This is a genomic window from Pseudomonas sp. F-14 TE3482 (genome assembly GCF_053629455.1).
Map to the genome: position 1 here is coordinate 5,134,545 of NZ_JBRJII010000001.1, position 19,542 is coordinate 5,154,086.

The following is a 19,542-nucleotide window of genomic DNA, read 5'->3' on the forward strand; positions in this document are numbered from 1 at the left end:
TTTTCAATCATTTAAATATGGCATGCCGGATGCAATGAGCCTGGGGAACCGTTGAAACCCAAACAAGGAACCCTGATGAGCCAGACCCTATTGGAACAAAGCCTCGGCCAACTGGCCTGCGACATTCCCGGTGCCACCCGGATCTTCCATACCTTCAAACTGGACTTCTGTTGCGGCGGGCATAAAAGCCTGCGTGAAGCGGCCCTTGGCAAAAACCTCGATCCGGTCCTCATTGCCGACGCCCTGAACATTCTGCAAGACGCCGGCGAAACCCAGCACGACTGGCGCAACGAACCTTTGGAACTGTTGATCGCCCACCTTCTGGCGCGCTACCACGCCCGCCACCGCGAGCAACTGCCGGAACTGATCCGTCTGGCTCGTCGCGTCGAGCAGGTCCATGGCGCGCGCAGCAGCTGCCCCAATGGCCTGGCCGATCTCCTGACCGACATGCAGCAAGAACTCGAAGGCCACATGCTCAAGGAAGAACAGGTGCTGTTCCCGATGCTGCAACAAGGCATCGGTGCTCAAGCGGCTCCGCCGATCCAGGTGCTGCGTTTCGAACATGATCAACATGGTGAAGCACTGGAGAAAATGCTCGCCCTGACCAATCACATCATCCCGCCTGCCGATGCCTGTAACACCTGGCGCGCCCTCTATCGCGGGCTGCTGGAATTCAAAGACGACCTGATGCAACACATCCATCTGGAAAACAACGTGCTGTTCATCAATGCCCTGAACCCTCGTCACTGATCGATCGCCAGTCACACCCAACCCGCGTCAGCCCATCGGTTGGCGCGGGTTTTGTTTATCCTGGACTGCTTGTGATCAACCGTGCCAATAGAACATCGCCTTGGCCAGGATCACGATCAACACCATGTGCCCGAGGATGCTGCGGCGAATCCAGCTGGCGCGAGTCGCGGTCAGGCGCGCATGGGTCAGCCAATAGGCCAGCAGCAAGTAATGGCCGATGATGCTCAGGGCCAGCAGGATCTTGAGGCTCAGCAACAGGCCAAAACTGCTGGCCAGCGGCTGACCCAATGCGCCCCGGTACTGCCACGCCAGGCCGATGCCGGCGCCATACAACAGCAACACCACGCCATGCAGTACCTTGCGCGAACGCACGGCAATCGCCTGATCTGCCGTCACTTGCGATACGTCCGCCAACTGCTGGCGTGCGCGATGCCAGATGACCACCTCGAAAAACAGTGTGCCGATGAAGGCAATCGCTGCCAGCAAATGCGTGACCAGTAAAAAGGGATACATCAGCGCCAGCCTCTGTCCGTTCGCGTGCTCATCCCGGATGACCGTCCACCCGGGCCCGCAGCAGCATCGGCCCATAGCGCCAGGCATATAGCGCAAACGCCAGCGCCCAGCACAGACCAGCCAACCACAATGCCGGCAAGGGAAAGAACTCGATCAACACGACCCGACTCAGGCACGCCAGATTGAGCAAGATGAACGCCAGGGTCATCCCCGACGGCGGCTCCAGCGCACGGCCGGTATGCCCAAGGCTGACCCGCGCGATCATCGCCAGCACCAGGCCGCCCATGGCCCCGATGGTCAGGCAATGCACCGCCAGACTCGGGTTAATCGGCGCGCCGAAATGCCACAGCGCCATCCCGAGACAGGCCACCGCCAACCAGCCATAAGCCAGGTACAACGACCATAACAACGGCACGTGCCAGAGGGCGCGATCATGCCAGCGAACCAGGCGCACCAGATGCCCTACGGCCAACACGGCGAACAACAGGCCCACCCAGAAATTGGGGGCAAGCGCAGGTCCGGCGGCATATAACAACGCCACGAGGGGCGAGCCAATCAGCAGCAGCCAATCCAGCCAGGGCCAAGGGGCAACGCCATCGACCTTACCGAGGCCACGCTGGATGAAGAACGGAATCACCCGCCCACCGATCAACCCCATCATCGCCGCCACCAGCCAGATGCCGGTCAGCACGCCCTGGCGCTGCCAGCCTTCATGCCCCTCGACCAGGCCGTACAAGGACAAACCGTCGGCCACGGCCAACAACAGCAAGACCACCACAATCGGATAGTTACGTTTCTGCCGCACCTTCCACAAGGTAAAGCCCATGAGCACTGCCACCGCCAACGGGAACGCCATTTCCAGCACCGCGAGCAACGGCCACGACACGTTGGCCAGCCAGGCCACTCGCGCCAATAACCACAGTAACGCCAGAGCGGCCAACGGCTTGCCGCTGAGGCCGGGGCGACCGGTCCAGGTCTGCACGGCCGTCAGCAAAAAGCCCGCGATAATCGCCAAGCCGAACCCGAACAACAATTCATGCCGATGCCAGCCCAGCCAACCGCCTGCCGGCTGCCAGTCGGACATCGAACCACTAAAAGCCGCCAGCCACAGCGCAATGGCCAGCACCGCCAACAGGCATCCAGCAAGGAAAAACGGCCGAAAGGCCAGCCGTAACAGCGGCGCGATGGCCATCGCTTTACGGCGGTCAAGCACTTGCATAAAGCCACTCCTCTACCTGTTTGCTGACCTGGCGCCAACCCGCACGCGCCGAGGTAAATCCAGGGGCAATCATCGGGTATTACCGATTCATTGCCTTTGTCGCAGATCAAGTGTGCAAGTGGCGTGCCCCGATGCCGAGCGCGCGTCCTTTGTGGCGAGGGAGCTTGCTCCCGCTCGGGTGCGCAGCAGCCGTAAACCGGCTGATGCGCTGTATCTGAAGAATTGCGATGGCCGGTGTTGGGAGTGCTTCGCACTCCAGCGGGAGCAAGCTCCCTCGCCACAAGGTGCTCCCGACCAGGGTAAAAATGACCATTTCAGGGTTATTTAAACCTTATACAGCATAGTCTTTTTTACCCTCATGCTTGAGAACCCCCATAAACAAGGCCCTCCAAGCCTGGCCCGCGTCTTGCTCTGCATGGGCAACCTTTTAGAAATCCTGGATCCCTTTCGATTACCCGGAGTCGTCATGAAAAAAGTCATCCAGCCACTGGCCTGGTTTGTTGTGTTGACCTCAATCCTGGCCCTGGCCAGCGGCGTTTCTCTAGGTCTCGTCTGACCTGATCCTCCTTCTCTCTCTTCAGGATGAATTCTCATGGTGCTTCATCGCGTCCATCACCAGATTCTGCGCAGTCATCACTTGTTCGAGCCGTTGAACGAAGAACAGCTGGATGAACTGATGAGTACCAGCCACTTGCTGAGCATCGACAAAGGCGAGCCGTTGTTCCGTCAAGGTGAGCCGGCCGATTCGTTCTATTTCATCATTGCCGGCGCGGTGAAAATCTACCGGCTGACACCCGATGGGCAGGAGAAAGTGTTCGAGGTCATCAGCGATCGGCAAACCTTCGCCGAGGCGATGATGCTGATGGACACCCCGAACTACGTGGCCTCGGCCGAAGCGATCTGCCCCACCCAGCTCTACCGGTTATCCAACAGCACCTACATGCGCCTGCTGCAGAGCAACAGTCGGCTGACCTTTGCACTGCTGGGCAAGCTCTGCGTTCGCTTGCATCAACGGGTCAATGAAATCGAAACCCTGTCATTGAAAAACGCCACCCACCGCGTCGTGCGTTATCTGCTAACGCAACTGGTGCGCCAGCAAACCGTTGACAGCCAATTCGAGCTGCCGATGGCCAAGCAGCTGATTGCCGGTCATCTGTCGATCCAGCCGGAAACCTTTTCGCGGATCATTCGCCGCTTGATCGATGAAAACATCATCACTCAGGACGGCCGTCAGATCGCCATTCTTGATCGTCTGCGCCTGGAACAGTTCGAGTGAGTGCCATGCCCGTCTGCCTCTATTGCCAACATGCCAACCCACCACAAGAAGTCGAGTGCCGCCAATGCGGCATGCCCCTGCCGGCACTGGCTGAACGCGCCGGAGAACGTCGGCAGCGCCGATTCATGTGGTTCTGCGTTGGCCTCACGATCTTCTGCGTGACGATGTTTTTCTGGCTGCCGCGCAGCATCAGTTGATGCTGTGTTGATCAAACCGGGGTTCAAGGTTGAGTCAGCTGGCGATACAACTGCGGCAAGCGCAGCGGTAACTGCTCAGGCTGGCGGATCAAGGTGTAGCCATTGGCGCCGAACATGTACGGCAGGTAATCCCCGGCTTCGCGATCGATCGTGATACAGAACGGCGTCAACCCCTGACGCCGCGCCTCCAGCACCGCCTCGCGGGTGTCTTCAACACCGTATCGCCCTTCATACAGATCCAGATCATTCGGTTTGCCATCCGTGAGCAGCAGCAACAGTTTGCTGCGCCGCTTGCTGGTGCCCAATAGTTGCGTGGCCTGGCGAATGGCGGCGCCCATGCGCGTGTAATACCCCGGCTTGAGACCTTGAATGCGACCTCGGGTGGTGTCGTCATAACGCTGGGTGAACGCCTTGAGTTCCTGCATGCGCACTTGCTGACGGCGCAGCGAGGAAAACCCGTACAGGGCGAAATCATCGCCCAGCACCGACAAGGTTTCGCCGAACAGCAGCAGACTGTCGCGGATGACGTCGATGACGCGGTGCTCATCGTTAAGGTGGGCGTCGGTGGACATCGACACATCGGCCAGTAACAGGCACGCGAGATCGCGGCGGGTCTGCCGCTGCTCCATGAACAGACCGCGTTCGGCACACTGGCCATGCTCGCGCTCAACGTAAAAATCCAGCCAGGCCTGCATGTCCAGCTCAGAGCCCTGGGGTTGCTGGCGTAACCATTGGCGGTCATTACGCAGGTGCTCGAACTGACGCCGCAAGCGGTGCGCCGAGGCCTTCAACCGTAATGGCAACGGCTGCGCCTCGCAGTCGCGGGGCACCATCATTTGCAGATTGACGAAGCTGTCCTGCATTTGTTGTTTGCGGTAGTCCCACTCCGGCAACTTGATGCCCTCGCCCAGGGGAATATCGTCGACATCGGCCGGTGGCAAATCCAGGTGCAGCTTGAGCCCGCCGCCCTTGCGCAGACGGGTGCGAGATAGCGTCAGTTCATCCAGGTCATCGGCAACCCGGGCGGCGTCCGGGTCTTCGCTGTCGTCCGACCAGCGATCCAGGTCCACGTGTTCGGTCCAGCTGAACAGGTTCTCCAGACGCACCACCAACAGCCCGCCTTCACGGGTGCTTTCATCGATCCGCGTTGCGCGTTTACGCCCGCTTTTCTGTTCGCCGGGCGGCGTGGTCAACGACTCTTCGGATTCATCGCCCAGATCGGCCGCCTGCGGGCTGGCAAGGTTTTGCGGCGGGTACAACCACAGCGGCAGCGGCCAGGCGGCCCGTTCGCTGCGGGGAAAATGTTCGACACTGCCGGGTTCGCGCAGCGCCTGGCATAGCGCCCGTTCCAGTGCCGCTTCGCTGGCGTTCAACGAGGCCGGATCGGGGCGCAATTGCAGATGGGCATCGACCAGTCGTTTGTAACGAGCACGCAGCGCGGGATAGCGCCGCAACAGCTGTTGCGTCCAGCGTTGATTGTCCCGCCCCCAGTGCCGCATCTGCCCGGCCTGGGCCGCCAGCAACGCGAGCCAGCGATAGAGTTCCTCGTTCAGTGCGACTTCAGGGAAGACCGCCAGGCTCGATGGCAGCCGCAAATTACTCGCGTCACACCACGCCAACGGCACTTGTTTGCAGGTGCCGGCGATCTGCTGCAACACGTTTCGGCGCAGCAGCAGATCGCGGTCGCTGGCGGCCTCCACACCGATGCCATTGGCACCGCCCATGGCGCGAAACAACAGCGCCAGCGGGCGTTGCTGGCTGGCCAGTTCAACCCGTGCTTCAGGGAAGTCCGGGCTGGCACGCCGGGTGATGAAACGATGCCAGACACTGCCTACCCACTCTTCCAGTTCGACGGTAAACGCCATGATGCTTGCCCTTCCCGGAAACCAAAAAAACGGCCCGCTGTATCAGCCGGGCCGACCTTTTCTAGCCATTGCACTCGTTCATGAAGGTACAACCGCAGCCGGGGCGCGCAAGGCGGCGCGGCTGCGTTGCTTGAAGCTGAACAGGTAACAGAGCAAGCCGGCGAAGAAGCCGAGACCGGCGCCCAGACGCGCCCAGAACAGCACCTGCAGATGTTCGACCGTGGCCATGAATGGCAACGCGATCCCGTCGGCCTGCCAGCGTTGCAGGTAAACCTGGACGACACCGGCAGCGGTGAGGAACAGCGTGATCATCACCATCGACAGGGTCATCAACCAGAAGCCCCAGATTTCCAAGGTCTGCGAACGCTCGTCAGCGGCTTCACCCAGCCCGCGCAAACGCGGCATGGCGTAGCTGATCAAGGTCATCACGATCATCGCGTAAGCACCGTAGAAGGCCAGGTGACCGTGCGCCGCCGTCAGTTGCGAACCGTGGGTGTAGAAGTTGACCGGTGCCAGGGTGTGTAGAAAACCCCAGACGCCCGCACCGAAGAACGCGGTGACCGTGGTGCCTTTGGCCCACAGCGTGGCGGCGCGATTCGGGTGTTGCCGGCGACGGTTCTTCACCATGCTGAAGGCGAAGATCACCATGGCCAGGAACGGTAGCGGTTCGAGTGCCGAGAAGATCGAGCCGACCCACAACCAGACCTCAGGCGCACCGATCCAGAAGAAGTGGTGACCGGTGCCGATGATCCCGGTAATCAGCGCCATGGCGATGATCACGTACAGCCATTTCTCCACGACTTCCCGGTCGACACCGGTGATCTTGATCAGGACAAAAGCGAGCATCGAACCCATGATCAGTTCCCACACGCCTTCCACCCAAAGATGCACCACCCACCACCAGTAGAACTTGTCGCGGGCCAGGTTGCCGGGGTTATAGAAGGAGAACAGGAAGAACACCGCAAGGCCGATCAGCCCGGTCATCATCACCATGCTGACGGTGGTCTTGCGACCTTTGAGCAAGGTCATGCCGATGTTGTAAAGGAAGCCCAGGCACACCACCACAATGCCCATCTTGGTGATGGTCGGCTGCTCCAGGAACTCCCGGCCCATGGTCGGCAGCAACTCGTTGTGGGTCAGCTTGGCCAGGCCGGCATACGGCACCAGCAGGTAGCCCAGGATCGTCAGCACGCCCGCGGCGGCGAATACCCAGAACAGAATGATCGCCAACTTCGGACTGTGCAGTTCGCGGTCGGCCTCTTCCGGAATCAGGTAGTAGGCAGCGCCCATGAAGCCGAACAGCAGCCAGACGATCAGCAGGTTGGTGTGCACCATCCGCGCCACGTTGAAGGGAATGATCGGGAACAGAAAGTCCCCCACCACGTATTGCACACCCATGATCAAACCGAACAGCACCTGACCGAGAAACAGCATCAGGGCGAACACGAAGTACGGTTTGGCCACGGCTTGCGAGGCGAATTTCAGATGCGGATTAGCCATGCTCATCTCTTAGCCCTCCTTGTTTGGCGGCCAGCCATTGGTGTTGATGTTCGAGCTCCATTTGAGGAACTCGGCGATGTCATCCACCTCTTGCTCGCTCAACTTGAACTGCGGCATCGCGCGCCGGCCCGGTACGCCCAGCGGCTGCATTTTCATCCAGGCATGTAGAAAGGGTTTGAAACCCGCCTCCCCGCCGCGCCGCTGGAACACGTTGCCCAGCTCAGGCGCAAAGTAGGCGCCCTCGCCCAGCAGCGTGTGGCAGCCGATGCAGTTGTTTTGCTCCCAGACCGTCTTGCCGCGGATCACTGATTCAGTTAACTGCGCCTCATTGCTGCGCTCTGGAAAGGTCTGTTCCGTGTGATAGGTCAAGGCCAGGAATATCAGGAAGAAGAAAATGCTTCCCCCGAAGTAGATATTCCTGGCCATGCCTTTGGTGAAGGTCTCTGACATGGTCGCTTCCTCTTTGCTTGGCGTGCCCATGATAGGAAGCGAAGGGTTGAAACCTGCTTGATGGCGATCAAGAAAGGCAGATGGTTTTGGTCGGGTATAGGCACCAGGACGCCAGGCACCAACCTGTGGCGAGGGAGCTTGCTCCCGCTGGGGCGCGCAGCGGCCCTAAAACCAGTCACCGCGCATATTCAGATAGCGCGATTATTCAGATAGAAAGCAGGCACAGGTTTTACGGCTGCTTCGCAACCGAGCGGGAGCAAGCTCCCTCGCCACAGTTCGCAGCCTAACGGGAGCAAGCTCCCTCGCCACAGGTAATTAACCAATTGAAACCAGCGTCATCCCCACAACCACCGCCAACACCACCGCCCAGCTCACCATCAACAGGCGCCACAATCGCGGGGCATGGCGCATTTCCATAAAGCCATCGGCAATCAGCCAGGCCTTGCCGACCGCCACCAGCAAAATGGCCACCGACAGCAGCCATGTCGCGCCCATCTGTGCCAGCACCACCGTGCACACGCTTAACGTGGCCAGCGCTGCCCAGCAGACCAGCAAAAACCTGGAAGCCGACATCAGAACCCCCGTCAATTCAGAACGTAGACCAGCGGAAACAGCACCACCCAGATCAGATCGACCATGTGCCAATACAGCACACCCGATTCAAGCCCGCTGCGGTTGGCGGCGTTGTACAAACCACGACGGCAGCGCTCGGCGAGCCACCCGAGGATGACCATGCCGAGCAGTACATGGAGAAAATGAAAACCGGTGAGGATCCAGTAGAGGGTGAAAAACGTGTTGTGCTCCATGCCCAGCCCCGAGGCCAGCAAGTGCCGGTATTCCGTGATCTTCAACACCACGTAGACACTGGCGGCGAGCAACGCTGCCAGCAGGTAGACAGCGCCGTGGCGAGACCGGGAGCGCTTGACTTGCTCTTGAGCCAGCGCGGCGAACAGCCCGGCGGTGAGCAGGCTCAGGGTCATCGCCAGGCCGGTAGAGGTGTTGAGCAACTGACGGCTTTCACCGAACAGCTGCGGCTTGAGTGCCTGGGTCACGGCGAACGCCAGAATCAGAATGGCGAACACCGACAGCTCGGCCAGAATGAAAAACCACATCGCCAGATCGCCTGGCAAGTGCCCCGGCGCAACGCGTCTGGCCTCAGCCGAAGTGGACATCAACCACGCCCATCAGCGCCGCAACCGTCAGCGGATCATCGCTCAGCGGCTCGGCCAGGCAGGCCATGCACGCTTCACGCGGGCTCATGCCGGAGCGGATCATTCGCGCGGTGAAAATCAGCAGCCGCGTCGAGGCGACTTCCTCCAAATCATGTTGATCCAGCCGGCGCAGTGCCTGCCCCAGCCTCACCACTTGCGCCGCCAGCGCGCTGTCCACCTGCGCTTCCCGGGCGACAATGCGCTCTTCATCGGCCACCGGCGGATAGCCGAAACGCATCGCCACGAAGCGTTGTCGGGTGCTGGGCTTCATGCCTTTGAGCAGGTTCTGGTAGCCGGGGTTGTAAGACACCACCAGCATGAATGACGACGGTGCCTGCAGCACTTCGCCGGTGCGCTCCAGGAACAGCTCGCGACGATCATCGGCCAGCGGATGCAACACCACCACCGTGTCCTGGCGCGCCTCGACCACTTCGTCCAGATAACAAATGCCGCCTTCACGCACCGCGCGGGTCAGTGGCCCGTCCTGCCACCAGGTGCCTTGGGCACCGATCAAATGACGGCCAATCAAGTCGGCGGCGCTCAAATCATCATGGCAGGCCACGGTGTACAGCGGCAGTTTCAACCGATGGGCCATGTGCTGGACAAAGCGGGTCTTGCCGCATCCGGTCGGGCCTTTGATCAGTACCGGCATGCCGTGTCGCCAGGCTTGCTCGAACAGCACCTCCTCATTATTGAGCGGTTGATAGAAGGGTTCGCAAGACTGGATTCGGTCCATGGGCTGTCTGTTCCAAAAGCGGATTCAAGCCACACGCTACGGGCCCCTGCGACAACCTGGCAAGTGACATGGCCGGCAAACTTGATCGCGGTCAAGCGAGCATTGGCCTGCTCGGGCATAGCCTTGCACGGCACTAAGAACCTGCGTTCTGCGCTGCCGTTTCAGCACATCGCAAAGGTCTTGCCTGAGGAGAAATGGAATGCTGATCAGCAATAGAAAAACGTTTGCTCTGACTGTCGCCACATTGTGTTCGACGCTGGCCCTTGCGGTGACTCATGCGGCCCGGGCCGACGAGCCCGCTGCCGCTGCGGCCAGCCCACTGATGGTCAAAGCCACCGGGGCGCCCGACATGAGTCAGGCCGAGTTCGACTCATCCAAGGAAATTTACTTCCAGCGTTGCGCCGGCTGCCACGGCGTTCTGCGCAAAGGCGCCACCGGCAAGCCACTGACACCGGACATCACCCAGTCTCGCGGGCAACCGTTTCTGGAGGCGTTGATTACCTACGGTTCACCGGCGGGCATGCCGAACTGGGGGACGTCCAATGCGCTGACCAAGGATCAGATCACGTCAATGGCCAAGTTCATTCAGCACACGCCGCCGACGCCGCCGGAATGGGGCATGGCCGAGACGCTGAAAACCTGGAAAGTGCTGGTCAAGCCTGAGGATCGTCCGAAGAAGCAACTGAGCAAACTCAACCTGCCCAATCTGTTTTCGGTGACGTTGCGCGATGACGGCAAGATTGCCCTGATCGACGGTGACAGCAAGAAAATCGTCAAGCTGATCGAGACCGGTTACGCGGTACACATCTCGAGGATTTCTGCCTCCGGTCGCTACCTGCTGGTGATTGGTCGAGACGCGCGGATCGACATGATCGACCTGTGGCCGGTGGAGCCGACCAAGGTCGCCGAAGTCAAAGTGGGCATCGAGGCGCGCTCGGTGGAGACCTCCAAGTTCAAGGGCTACGAAGACAAATACACCGTCGCCGGCTCCTACTGGCCGCCGCAATTCACGATCATGGATGGCGAAACCCTGGAGCCCAAACAGATCGTCTCGACCCGTGGCATGACCGTCGACAAGCAGGAATATCACCCTGAACCCCGGGTCGCGGCGATCATCGCCTCCCACGAATGGCCGGAGTTCATCGTCAACGTCAAGGAGACCGGCAAGGTCATGCTGGTCAATTACCAGGACATCAAAAACCTCACCATCACCTACATCGATGCCGCGCCCTTCCTGCATGACGGCGGTTGGGACAGCACCCACCGCTACTTCATGACCGCCGCCAACAACTCCAACAAAGTCGCGGTGATCGACTCCAAAGATCGCAAGCTGGCAGCGTTGGTGGAGGTCGGCAAAACCCCTCACCCGGGGCGCGGCGCCAACTTCAACCACCCGACCTACGGCCCGGTCTGGGCCACCAGCCATCTGGGTGATGACGGCATTTCCTTGATTGGCACCGACCCGGTCAAGCACCCGCAATTCGCCTGGAAACAGGTCGCCTCACTCAAGGGCCAGGGCGGCGGATCGCTGTTTATCAAAACCCACCCTGATTCCCGTCACCTGTATGTCGACACCACCCTCAACCCCGACGCCAAGCTGAGCCAGTCGGTGGCGGTGTTCAACATCGACAAACTCGACGCCGGCTACACCGTGCTGCCCATCGCCGAGTACGCCGGCATCAAGCAAGGCGCGATGCGGGTGGTACAGCCGGAATACAACAAGGCCGGCGATGAAGTCTGGTTCTCCGTGTGGAGCGGTCAGTCAGAGGAATCGGCGCTGGTAGTGATCGACGACAAAACGCTGAAGCTCAAATCAGTCATAAAGGACAAGCGACTGATCACACCCACCGGGAAATTCAACGTCTACAACACCCAACACGACATCTATTGAGCTCCATCAATGCAAGGAATCCCCATGAAAAATACTCTGTTTTCACTGTTCGCCCTGACCGCTGCGCTGAGTGTGCAGCCGGCCATGGCCCAAGACGGCCAGGAGCTGTTCAAAAGCAAACCCTGCGCCGCCTGCCATTCCATCGACACCAAGCTGGTCGGCCCGGCGCTCAAGGATGTCGCGGCCAAGAATGCGGGCGTGGCCGGGGCCGTGGACACCCTGGCCAGCCACATCAAGAACGGCACGCAAGGCAACTGGGGCCCGATGCCAATGCCGGCCAACCCGGTGACAGATGAAGAAGCGAAGACACTTGCAACCTGGGTCCTGAGTCTCAAATAGCCAACTGGAGGGCGTCATGAAGGTTTATCGACACGCTGCGATTCTGGCGGCCCTCCTCCTCATTTGCGCAACCACGGTTGCCGCGCCCGATGCCAAGCGTCAGGCACAACTCGAACACCTGCTGGCCCAGGACTGCGGCGCCTGCCATGGACTGCACATGACCGGCGGGCTGGGTCCCGACCTGACCCGCGCAACGCTGGCGGGCAAGTCCAGGGACAGCCTGATAGCCACCGTCAGCCAAGGCCGGCCCGGCACCGCGATGCCCGGTTGGGCCCCGCTGCTCAGCCCGGATGACATCCGTTGGCTGGTCGATCTTCTTCTCCAGGGATACCCCGCACCATGATCCGTTCAACCCTGCTTTTAGCGGCGACCGGGCTGTTGTTGTCCGCGTGTGCTCAGCCACCGTTGCGTGGTACCGGCGATCTGGGGGTGGTGGTGGAGCGCGCCACCGGTAGCGTGCAAATCATCGAAAGCGACACCCGCACGGCACTGGTCCGACTCAAGGGTTTGGGCGATCTGTCCCATGCCTCGGTGGTGTTTTCCCGCGACCAGCGTTATGCCTATGTGTTCGGCCGCGACGGCGGGCTGAGCAAGATCGACCTGCTGACCCAACGCATCGATCAACGGCTGATACAGGGCGGCAACAGCATCGGCGGCGCGATCAGTCAGGACGGCAAACTCATCGCCGTGTCCAACTACGTGCCCGGCGGGGTCAAGGTATTCGATGCCGAAACCCTGCAACTGGTGGCCGATATTCCGGCGACGCCCCTGGCCGATGGCAGCAAGCGCTCACGGGTGGTCGGCCTGGTCGACGCGCCGGGGCAACGTTTTGTGTTCAGCCTGTTCGATACCGGCGAGATCTGGACCGCCGATTTCAGTCAGGGCAACACGCCGCAAATCAGCCGCTTCACCGACATCGGCCAGCAACCCTACGACGCGATGGTGACCCCGGATGGTCGCTATTACATGGCGGGACTGTTTGGCGAAGACGGCATGGCGCAACTCGACCTCTGGCACCCCGAGCGCGGGGTGCAGCGAGTGCTCGGTGATTACGGACGCGGCCAGGCGAAATTGCCCGTCTACAAAATGCCGCATCTGGAGGGCTGGGCCGTCGCCGATCACCAGGCCTTCGTGCCCGCCGTCGGCCGGCATCAGGTGCTGGTGATGGACTCGCACACGTGGAAGCAGACCGCTGCCATCCCGGTGGCCGGCCAACCGGTGTTCGTCACGTCGCGGCCGGATGGTCGGCAGCTGTGGGTCAATTTCGCCTACCCGGACAACGATCGGGTACAGGTCATCGACAGCGAAACCCATGCCGTGGTCGCCGATCTGCGACCAGGACCGGCGGTGCTGCACATGGAATTCACCGCTCGCGGCGATCAGTTGTGGCTGTCGTTACGCGATGGCGATCAGGTTCAGGTTTGGGACCCGTACAGCCTGAAGCAGCTGAGCACCCTTCCCGCCACCGCGCCGAGCGGCATCTTCTTCAGCAGTCGCGCGCAAAAAATGGGCTATTGAAATGAACCTCGACCTGCTCAGCCGCCAACTGATCGACCGCTTCCAGCACGGCATGCCGCTGTGCGCGGAACCGTACAAGGAGATGGCGCGGATGCTCGGTTGTTGCGAGGCCCAGGTGATGGCTTGCCTGGAAACAATGGATCAGGCCGGCACCCTCTCACGGATCGGTCCGGTGTTCGAACACCGTCGTGCCGGGGCCAGCACCCTCGCCGCCCTCGCCGTGCCCGCCGAACGCTTGCAACAGGTCGCCGAACACGTCAGCCAGTATCCCGAGGTCAACCATAACTACGCGCGGGAGCATTTCTACAACCTGTGGTTTGTGCTGACCGGCCCTGATCGCCAACACATCGAACGCGTTCTCGAACAACTTGAGAAAGACACCGGCCTCATGCCGCTGGATCTGCCGATGCTGACCGCTTACCGCATCGACCTCGGTTTTGCCCTGGGAGAAAGCTCATGACACCGGGGTTGAATCCCAAACAGGCACTGGCGCTGCGTCGGCATCTGGAAGGCGGATTGCCGCGGGTATCGCGCCCCTATCAGGCCCTCGCCGAACGGATAGACGCCGACGAAAACCAGGTGCTCGCGCAAATGCATCAGTGGCACGAGCAAGGACTGTTTCGCCGGATCGGCCTGGTGCTCAACCATCGCGCGCTGGGCTTTACCGCCAACGCCATGCTGGTGCTGGATGTTCCGGACGCGCTGATCGACGAAGTCGGCCAACGCCTGGGCCGGGCGCACGGCATCACCCTCTGCTACCAACGGCCGCGGCGCCTGCCGCAGTGGCGCTACAACCTGTTCTGCATGGTTCACGGGCGCCAACGCGCGCAGGTCGAGGCGCAGATCCAGGCGTTGCTGGAAGAACACCTGCTGAGCGACCTGCCCCACCAACTGCTGTTCAGCACTCACGCATTCAAACAGTGCGGCGGACGCTTTACCCCCTCACCAACCGGAGCCCCCACCCATGGATGACCTCGACCGTCGGCTGATCAACCGCCTGCAACTGGGCCTGCCGCTGGTGCGCCACCCGTGGCAGGCACTGGCCGCCGAACTGGAGAGCAGCAGTACCGAACTGCTCGACCGCCTTCATGAACTGCTGGAAGACGGCATGCTCACGCGCTTCGGCCCGATGTTCGACATCGAACGTCTCGGTGGCGCCTTCACCCTTGCCGCATTGGCGGTGCCGGAGGAGCGTTTCGAAGACGTCGCCGAGCAACTGCATGCACTGCCTGAAGTGGCGCACAACTACCGACGCGAACACGCCTGGAACATGTGGTTCGTGCTCGGCTGCCCGACCGAACAAGGTATCGCCGAGACCCTGCAGCACATCGAAACCCTGACCGGCCTGCCGCTGCTCAACTTGCCCAAAGAGGAGACCTACCATGTCGGTCTGTACTTCCCGGTCTGAAGACACCCTGGCTCAGCGTCTGATCGAGCTGACCCAGGCCGGCCTGCCGTTGCTGGACGACCCGTGGGCCTGGCTCGCCGAACAGCTGGAGCTGAGCATCGAATCCACCCTGGACTTGCTCAAACGCTTGCAGGCCGAGGGCGCCATCCGGCGTATCGCCGCCGTCCCCAACCACTATCGCCTGGGCTATCGCCACAACGGCATGACGGTCTGGGATGTGCGCGACACGGACATGCCGCGCCTCGGCGCACTGATCGGTGCGCAGCCCTTCGTCAGCCACTGCTATCGACGCCCGCGCCAAACCACGTGGCGCTACAACCTGTTCGCCATGGTCCACGGTCGCAGCCGCGAGGAAATCGACAGCTACCGCGAACACCTGCGCTACTTGCTGGGCGACGCCTGCGTCGCCGACGAGATGCTGGTGAGCAGCCGCATCCTGAAGAAAACCGGTTTGCGGCTGCCGTCAGTGCCACGCTGAACACGCGCTTATAAGGAGATTTGCATGTTGAGGATCAGCCAATACCTACGTGCCCTGACCGGCCAGGCGCCTGCCCCCAGAACCAGCCCACCGGGCAGCAACCGGCCGCCGGTGGTGATCTGGAACCTGCTCAGGCGCTGCAACCTGACCTGCAAACACTGCTACGCCACGTCCGCCGACAGTGTCTTTCGCGACGAACTGGATACGCCCGCCGCACTGACCGTGATCGACGACCTGCACGACGCCGGGGTGAAGGTGCTGATTCTTTCCGGCGGTGAACCGCTGTTGCGCGACGATCTGTTTGTGCTCAGCGCCCACGCCCGCACCAAGGGTTTGTTTGTCGCGTTGTCCACCAACGGCACACTGATCAATGAGCAGAACATCACGCAGATCCGCGCGGCGAATTTCGACTATGTCGGGATCAGCATCGATGGCCTGGAAGCCACCCATGATGCGTTCCGCCAACTCAAGGGCAGCTTCGCCAGCTCCATGCGGGCGATCCGCCTCTGTCGTGAACAAGGCATTCGCGTCGGCCTGCGCACCACCCTGACCCAAGACAACCATCAACAATTGCCGCAATTACTGGCGCTGATGCGCGAGTACGACGTGCAGAAGTTTTATCTGTCGCACCTCAATTACAGCGGTCGCGGCAAACGCAGCCGCAAGCTCGACGCCCGGCAGCAGATGAGCCGCGAAGCGATGACGTTGATCTTCGAACAGGCCTGGGAAGACATCGAGCACGGTCGCGACAGCGATTTTGTCAGCGGCAACAACGACGCCGACGCGATTCTCTTGCTGCAATGGGTGGGCCTGCGTCTGCCCGAACATTACCCGCGCCTGGAACACCTGCTCCGGGCCTGGGGCGGCAACGCCTCGGGCAGCGGCATCGCCAACATCGACAACACCGGCGAAGTGCACCCCGACACCTATTGGTGGCAGCACTCGGTGGGCAACGTCCGGCACACGCCGTTCCGCACGCTCTGGCTGGACCAGCCGGACGCCTTGTTGCAGCAGTTGCGTGTGCATCCGCGCGTCGTCGGTGGCCGTTGCGGCCAATGCCGCTGGTTGAACATCTGCAACGGCAATACCCGCACCCGTGCCTGGGCCGAAGGCGACCTCTGGGGCCAGGACCCCGGTTGCCACCTCAGCGATGAAGAAATCGGCATACAGCCATTACCGACCATCCCTTGCGTCATGCACTGAAGCACCCGCCTGGCGAGCCATCTGGCAAAGGATGGGGCCGGCCCACCTGATGAAGAACCAAGGACGTCCCATGCACCCATCGATTGTTTTACCGGCCGCACTTGCGTCCCCGTTCAGACCGGGCGAAGTGGCCCTGGTCGGCGCGGGCCCCGGCGATCCACGCTTGCTGACCCTGCGTGCCTGGAGCCTGTTGATGCAGGCCGACGCCGTGGTTTACGACCGCCTGATCAGCCCCGAGCTGCTGACGTTGATCCCCCTCACCTGCGCCCGGCATTACGTCGGCAAGGCCAGCGGCTGCCACAGCCTGCCCCAGGAACAGATCAACGAACTGCTCGCCGACCTCGCCGATTCGGGGCAGCGCGTGGTCCGGCTCAAGGGCGGCGACCCGTTCATATTCGGCCGTGGCGCCGAGGAGCTGGAGTATCTGCTGCAACGCGACATTGACTGCCAGGTAGTCCCGGGCATCACCGCCGCCTCCGGGTGCAGCGCTTATGCGGGCATTCCGCTGACCCACCGGGACCTGGTCAACTCCTGCCGCTTCATTACCGGGCATTTGCAGCGCGATGGTGAGTTGCAATTGCCCTGGGGCAGCCTCGCCGACAGCAGCCAGACCCTGGTGTTTTACATGGGGTTATCGAACCTCGGAATTATCGCCCAGCGCTTGATCGAAGCCGGAATGGCCGCCGATACACCGGCAGCGCTGATCAGCAATGGCACGCGTCCCGACCAGCACGTCGCCCGAGGCATGCTGCACCAGTTGCCGACCCTGGCGCTGGATTGCCCACCGGGTATTCCGACGCTGACGGTGATCGGCAAAGTGGTCGATCTGTTCGCTACCCAACAGCAGGAATACCCGGCGCGCTTTTACTCCGTTCCCGTGTTGCAACGCCACGGTAAGGTGGCGATATGAGGCGCATGCTGCTTGCCCCATTGTTATGGATCGGTGCAGCCCATGCCGGTGCAGCGCTTCCATCCTCCGACGCGGCCGCCGACCTCTACCAACAACATTGCCAGCGCTGCCATGGCGCCAACCGTTTCGGCGGTACGGGGCCGGCCTTGCTGCCGGAGAGTCTGAGCCGGATCAAACCCGATGAAATCCGCAGTGTCATCCAGAATGGTCGCCCCGCGAGTCAGATGACCGGGTATGCCAATGTGTTCAGTCCAGCACAGATCGACGCGCTGGTGGATTACCTTCAACAACCACCCGCCACCCCACCCACCTGGAGTAACGACGACATTCGCGGCAGTCATTCCATCCTCGCCGATATCAGCAAACTGCCCGACACGCCACAACATGGCGCCGATCCGCTGAACCTGTTTGTGGTAGTGGAAGCCGGCGACCATCACATCAACATCCTCGACGGCGATCGCTTCGAAGTGCTGGCGCGGTTTGCTTCGCACTTTGCGGTGCATGGCGGGCCGAAGTTCTCGCCGGATGGACGCTTCGTCTACGTCGCCTCACGGGATGGCTGGGTCAGCCTGTACGACCTGCACAACCTGAAGCTGATCGCCGAGGTCCGCGCCGGGCTCAATACCCGCAACCTGGCGGTGAGCAAGGATGGCCGATGGGTGCTGGTGGGCAACTATCTGCCGGGCAATCTGGTGGTGCTCGATGCCCGCGATCTGTCGCTGGTCAAAACTATCCCCGCAATCGGCCAGGACGGCACCGCGTCACGGGTCAGCGCGGTCTACACCGCCCCGCCACGGGACAGTTTCATCGTGGCGCTCAAGGATGTGAAGGAAGTCTGGGAGCTGTCGAGTGCCGGCACACCGGACTTCGAACCACGACGGATCCAGGCCGAGGATGTGCTGGACGACTTTTCCTTTTCACCGGACTACAAGCAACTGCTGGCCACGTCGCGCAAGGCCAAGGGCGGCCAAGTGATCGACCTCGACAGTGGCAAGGTGGTCACCGACATACCGCTGCCGGGCATGCCGCATCTTGGGTCGGGGACCTACTGGAAACGTAACGGTGAATGGGTGTTCGCCACGCCGAACATCAGCAAGGGACTGATCTCGGTCATCGATTTCAAGACCTGGAAACTGATCAAGGAAATTCCGACCCTGGGGCCGGGGTTCTTCATGCGCAGCCACGTCAACTCGCGGTATGCCTGGACCGACGTGTTCTTCGGGCCGGACAATGATGCGATCCACCTGATCGACAAACAGACTCTGGAAATCGCCCACACCTTGCGCCCGATGCCAGGCAAGACCGCCGCCCATGTCGAGTTCACTCGCGATGGGCGCTACCTGCTTTTGAGTATTTGGGCCAACGATGGCGCGTTGATTGTGTACGACAGCAGTACCCTTAAAGAGATCAAGCGACTGCCGATGAATAAGCCGTCGGGTAAATATAACGTGGGTAACAAGATTGAGTTTGTGGAGGGGACTTCGCATTAGGGCTTGGGCTTGGGCTTGGGTGTATATCCGTTTCTGCGGTAACGGCTGCTATTGGTTCCGCTCTTACAGCGGGTTACTTGGAAAAGCGCCAAGTAACCAAGCGCTTTTGCCCCTTTCGTTCGGTGCCTCGCCCAGGCTCGCCATGCCCTCGCTCCGGTCCTGCTCCGTGGGCCCGCCGCGATCGGCCATCCATGGCCGTGCGCGGCTAACCCGGCATCCATGCCGGGTTGCCCACTGCACAGAACCTCCGCTCGGCCTCTCGAGGGGGCGAGTACCGCAAAAGCACCGCGAGGCGGCCTACCGGCCGGCCTTTCTCTTCAAGCGCACGCGCTCCCACAGTTGGATTTATTGATCGTTCCCACGCTCCGCGTGGGAATGCATCCCGTGACGCTCCGCGTCACCAGTGCGCAGGACTCAAGCCTTGCGTCCCAGAGCGTCCCCGGCGGCATTCCCACGCGGAGCATGGGAACGATCAGTGGGTAGGCGCTGACTGCTGTTGATCTTGCTTTGCTTTGGCTTTGGCTTTTGATCTTGATCTTGATCTGCCCCGTCGGAAGGCCGAGCGCAGGTTCTGCGCAGTGGGCACCG

Annotated in this window: 22 protein-coding genes; 14 read left to right on the plus strand and 8 right to left on the minus strand. The window is 61.3% G+C overall.

From position 1 onward, the window contains the following. Window positions 1-75: 75 nt before the first annotated feature. Entirely contained in the window at window positions 76-750 is a 675-nt protein-coding gene (gene ytfE, locus AB7M26_RS23030) for an iron-sulfur cluster repair protein YtfE (RefSeq protein ID WP_008075057.1), read from the plus strand. A gap of 75 nt (window positions 751-825) precedes the next feature. Here ytfE and AB7M26_RS23035 read toward each other — a convergent pair whose 3' ends face one another. Both AB7M26_RS23035 and AB7M26_RS23040 read right to left on the minus strand, forming a co-directional pair. After that, entirely contained in the window at window positions 826-1,263 is a 438-nt protein-coding gene (locus AB7M26_RS23035; protein WP_123494283.1) for a hypothetical protein, read from the minus strand. 28 nt (window positions 1,264-1,291) lie between these two features. Continuing rightward, entirely contained in the window at window positions 1,292-2,482 is a 1,191-nt protein-coding gene (locus AB7M26_RS23040) for an NnrS family protein (protein ID WP_123494281.1), read from the minus strand. A 592-nt stretch (window positions 2,483-3,074) separates the two neighbouring features. Between AB7M26_RS23040 and AB7M26_RS23045 the strand changes: the two genes are divergently transcribed. Together AB7M26_RS23045 and AB7M26_RS23050 are read left to right on the plus strand one after the other, a co-directional pair. After that, entirely contained in the window at window positions 3,075-3,758 is a 684-nt protein-coding gene (locus AB7M26_RS23045; RefSeq protein WP_008075049.1) for a Crp/Fnr family transcriptional regulator, read from the plus strand. A 5-nt stretch (window positions 3,759-3,763) separates the two neighbouring features. Beyond that, on the plus strand, window positions 3,764-3,955 hold the full coding sequence (locus AB7M26_RS23050) for a protein DnrP (RefSeq protein ID WP_123494376.1): 192 nt from the start codon (window positions 3,764-3,766) through the stop codon (window positions 3,953-3,955). A gap of 23 nt (window positions 3,956-3,978) precedes the next feature. On the opposite strand, the gene AB7M26_RS23055 is transcribed toward AB7M26_RS23050, so the two are convergent. From AB7M26_RS23055 to AB7M26_RS23080, 6 genes are all read right to left on the minus strand, one after another. Continuing rightward, complete coding sequence (locus AB7M26_RS23055) at window positions 3,979-5,820, minus strand: nitric oxide reductase activation protein NorD (protein WP_123494277.1); 1,842 nt, start codon at window positions 5,818-5,820, stop codon at window positions 3,979-3,981. Window positions 5,821-5,898: 78 nt separating this feature from the next. Further along, window positions 5,899-7,326: a cbb3-type cytochrome c oxidase subunit I gene (locus tag AB7M26_RS23060; protein ID WP_123494275.1), complete on the minus strand. Its 1,428-nt coding sequence runs from the start codon at window positions 7,324-7,326 to the stop codon at window positions 5,899-5,901. A gap of 3 nt (window positions 7,327-7,329) precedes the next feature. Next, window positions 7,330-7,770: a c-type cytochrome gene (locus AB7M26_RS23065; protein ID WP_038982840.1), complete on the minus strand. Its 441-nt coding sequence runs from the start codon at window positions 7,768-7,770 to the stop codon at window positions 7,330-7,332. Between the two features lie 315 nt (window positions 7,771-8,085). Further along, window positions 8,086-8,343, minus strand: coding sequence for a cytochrome C oxidase subunit IV family protein (locus tag AB7M26_RS23070; RefSeq protein ID WP_123494273.1), 258 nt, complete (start codon window positions 8,341-8,343; stop codon window positions 8,086-8,088). A gap of 11 nt (window positions 8,344-8,354) precedes the next feature. Beyond that, window positions 8,355-8,942 carry a cytochrome c oxidase subunit 3 gene (locus AB7M26_RS23075; RefSeq protein ID WP_123494271.1) on the minus strand — a complete coding sequence of 196 codons (588 nt, stop codon included), beginning with the start codon at window positions 8,940-8,942 and terminating at the stop codon, window positions 8,355-8,357. Continuing rightward, window positions 8,926-9,708, minus strand: coding sequence for a CbbQ/NirQ/NorQ/GpvN family protein (locus tag AB7M26_RS23080; RefSeq protein ID WP_412548329.1), 783 nt, complete (start codon window positions 9,706-9,708; stop codon window positions 8,926-8,928). Before AB7M26_RS23080 ends, AB7M26_RS23075 begins: the two co-directional genes overlap by 17 nt. Before the next feature lie 208 nt (window positions 9,709-9,916). Here AB7M26_RS23080 and AB7M26_RS23085 point away from each other — a divergent pair, with 208 nt between their 5' ends. From AB7M26_RS23085 to AB7M26_RS23135, 11 genes are all read left to right on the plus strand, one after another. After that, complete coding sequence (locus AB7M26_RS23085) at window positions 9,917-11,608, plus strand: nitrite reductase (RefSeq protein ID WP_123494267.1); 1,692 nt, start codon at window positions 9,917-9,919, stop codon at window positions 11,606-11,608. Between the two features lie 24 nt (window positions 11,609-11,632). Next, on the plus strand, window positions 11,633-11,947 hold the full coding sequence (locus AB7M26_RS23090) for a c-type cytochrome (RefSeq protein ID WP_063340230.1): 315 nt from the start codon (window positions 11,633-11,635) through the stop codon (window positions 11,945-11,947). A gap of 16 nt (window positions 11,948-11,963) precedes the next feature. Further along, complete coding sequence (locus AB7M26_RS23095; RefSeq protein WP_008075032.1) at window positions 11,964-12,290, plus strand: c-type cytochrome; 327 nt, start codon at window positions 11,964-11,966, stop codon at window positions 12,288-12,290. Continuing rightward, window positions 12,287-13,465 carry a cytochrome D1 domain-containing protein gene (locus AB7M26_RS23100; protein ID WP_123494266.1) on the plus strand — a complete coding sequence of 393 codons (1,179 nt, stop codon included), beginning with the start codon at window positions 12,287-12,289 and terminating at the stop codon, window positions 13,463-13,465. The genes AB7M26_RS23095 and AB7M26_RS23100 overlap by 4 nt, the downstream gene beginning before the upstream one ends. A 1-nt stretch (window position 13,466) precedes the next feature. Beyond that, a complete protein-coding gene (locus AB7M26_RS23105) occupies window positions 13,467-13,925 on the plus strand; it encodes an Lrp/AsnC family transcriptional regulator (RefSeq protein WP_123494264.1) in 459 nt (152 codons plus the stop codon). Beyond that, complete coding sequence (gene ahbB / locus AB7M26_RS23110) at window positions 13,922-14,437, plus strand: siroheme decarboxylase subunit beta (RefSeq protein ID WP_123494262.1); 516 nt, start codon at window positions 13,922-13,924, stop codon at window positions 14,435-14,437. Before AB7M26_RS23105 ends, ahbB (AB7M26_RS23110) begins: the two co-directional genes overlap by 4 nt. Next, complete coding sequence (locus tag AB7M26_RS23115; RefSeq protein ID WP_123494260.1) at window positions 14,430-14,873, plus strand: Lrp/AsnC family transcriptional regulator; 444 nt, start codon at window positions 14,430-14,432, stop codon at window positions 14,871-14,873. Before ahbB (AB7M26_RS23110) ends, AB7M26_RS23115 begins: the two co-directional genes overlap by 8 nt. Further along, window positions 14,848-15,351, plus strand: coding sequence for a siroheme decarboxylase subunit beta (ahbB, locus tag AB7M26_RS23120; protein WP_123494258.1), 504 nt, complete (start codon window positions 14,848-14,850; stop codon window positions 15,349-15,351). Before AB7M26_RS23115 ends, ahbB (AB7M26_RS23120) begins: the two co-directional genes overlap by 26 nt. Before the next feature lie 24 nt (window positions 15,352-15,375). Beyond that, complete coding sequence (nirJ, locus tag AB7M26_RS23125; protein WP_123494256.1) at window positions 15,376-16,554, plus strand: heme d1 biosynthesis radical SAM protein NirJ; 1,179 nt, start codon at window positions 15,376-15,378, stop codon at window positions 16,552-16,554. A gap of 70 nt (window positions 16,555-16,624) precedes the next feature. Then, a complete protein-coding gene (cobA, locus tag AB7M26_RS23130; protein ID WP_123494254.1) occupies window positions 16,625-17,464 on the plus strand; it encodes a uroporphyrinogen-III C-methyltransferase in 840 nt (279 codons plus the stop codon). Continuing rightward, entirely contained in the window at window positions 17,461-18,954 is a 1,494-nt protein-coding gene (locus AB7M26_RS23135; RefSeq protein ID WP_123494252.1) for a cytochrome D1 domain-containing protein, read from the plus strand. The genes cobA and AB7M26_RS23135 overlap by 4 nt, the downstream gene beginning before the upstream one ends. Window positions 18,955-19,542: the final 588 nt, after the last annotated feature.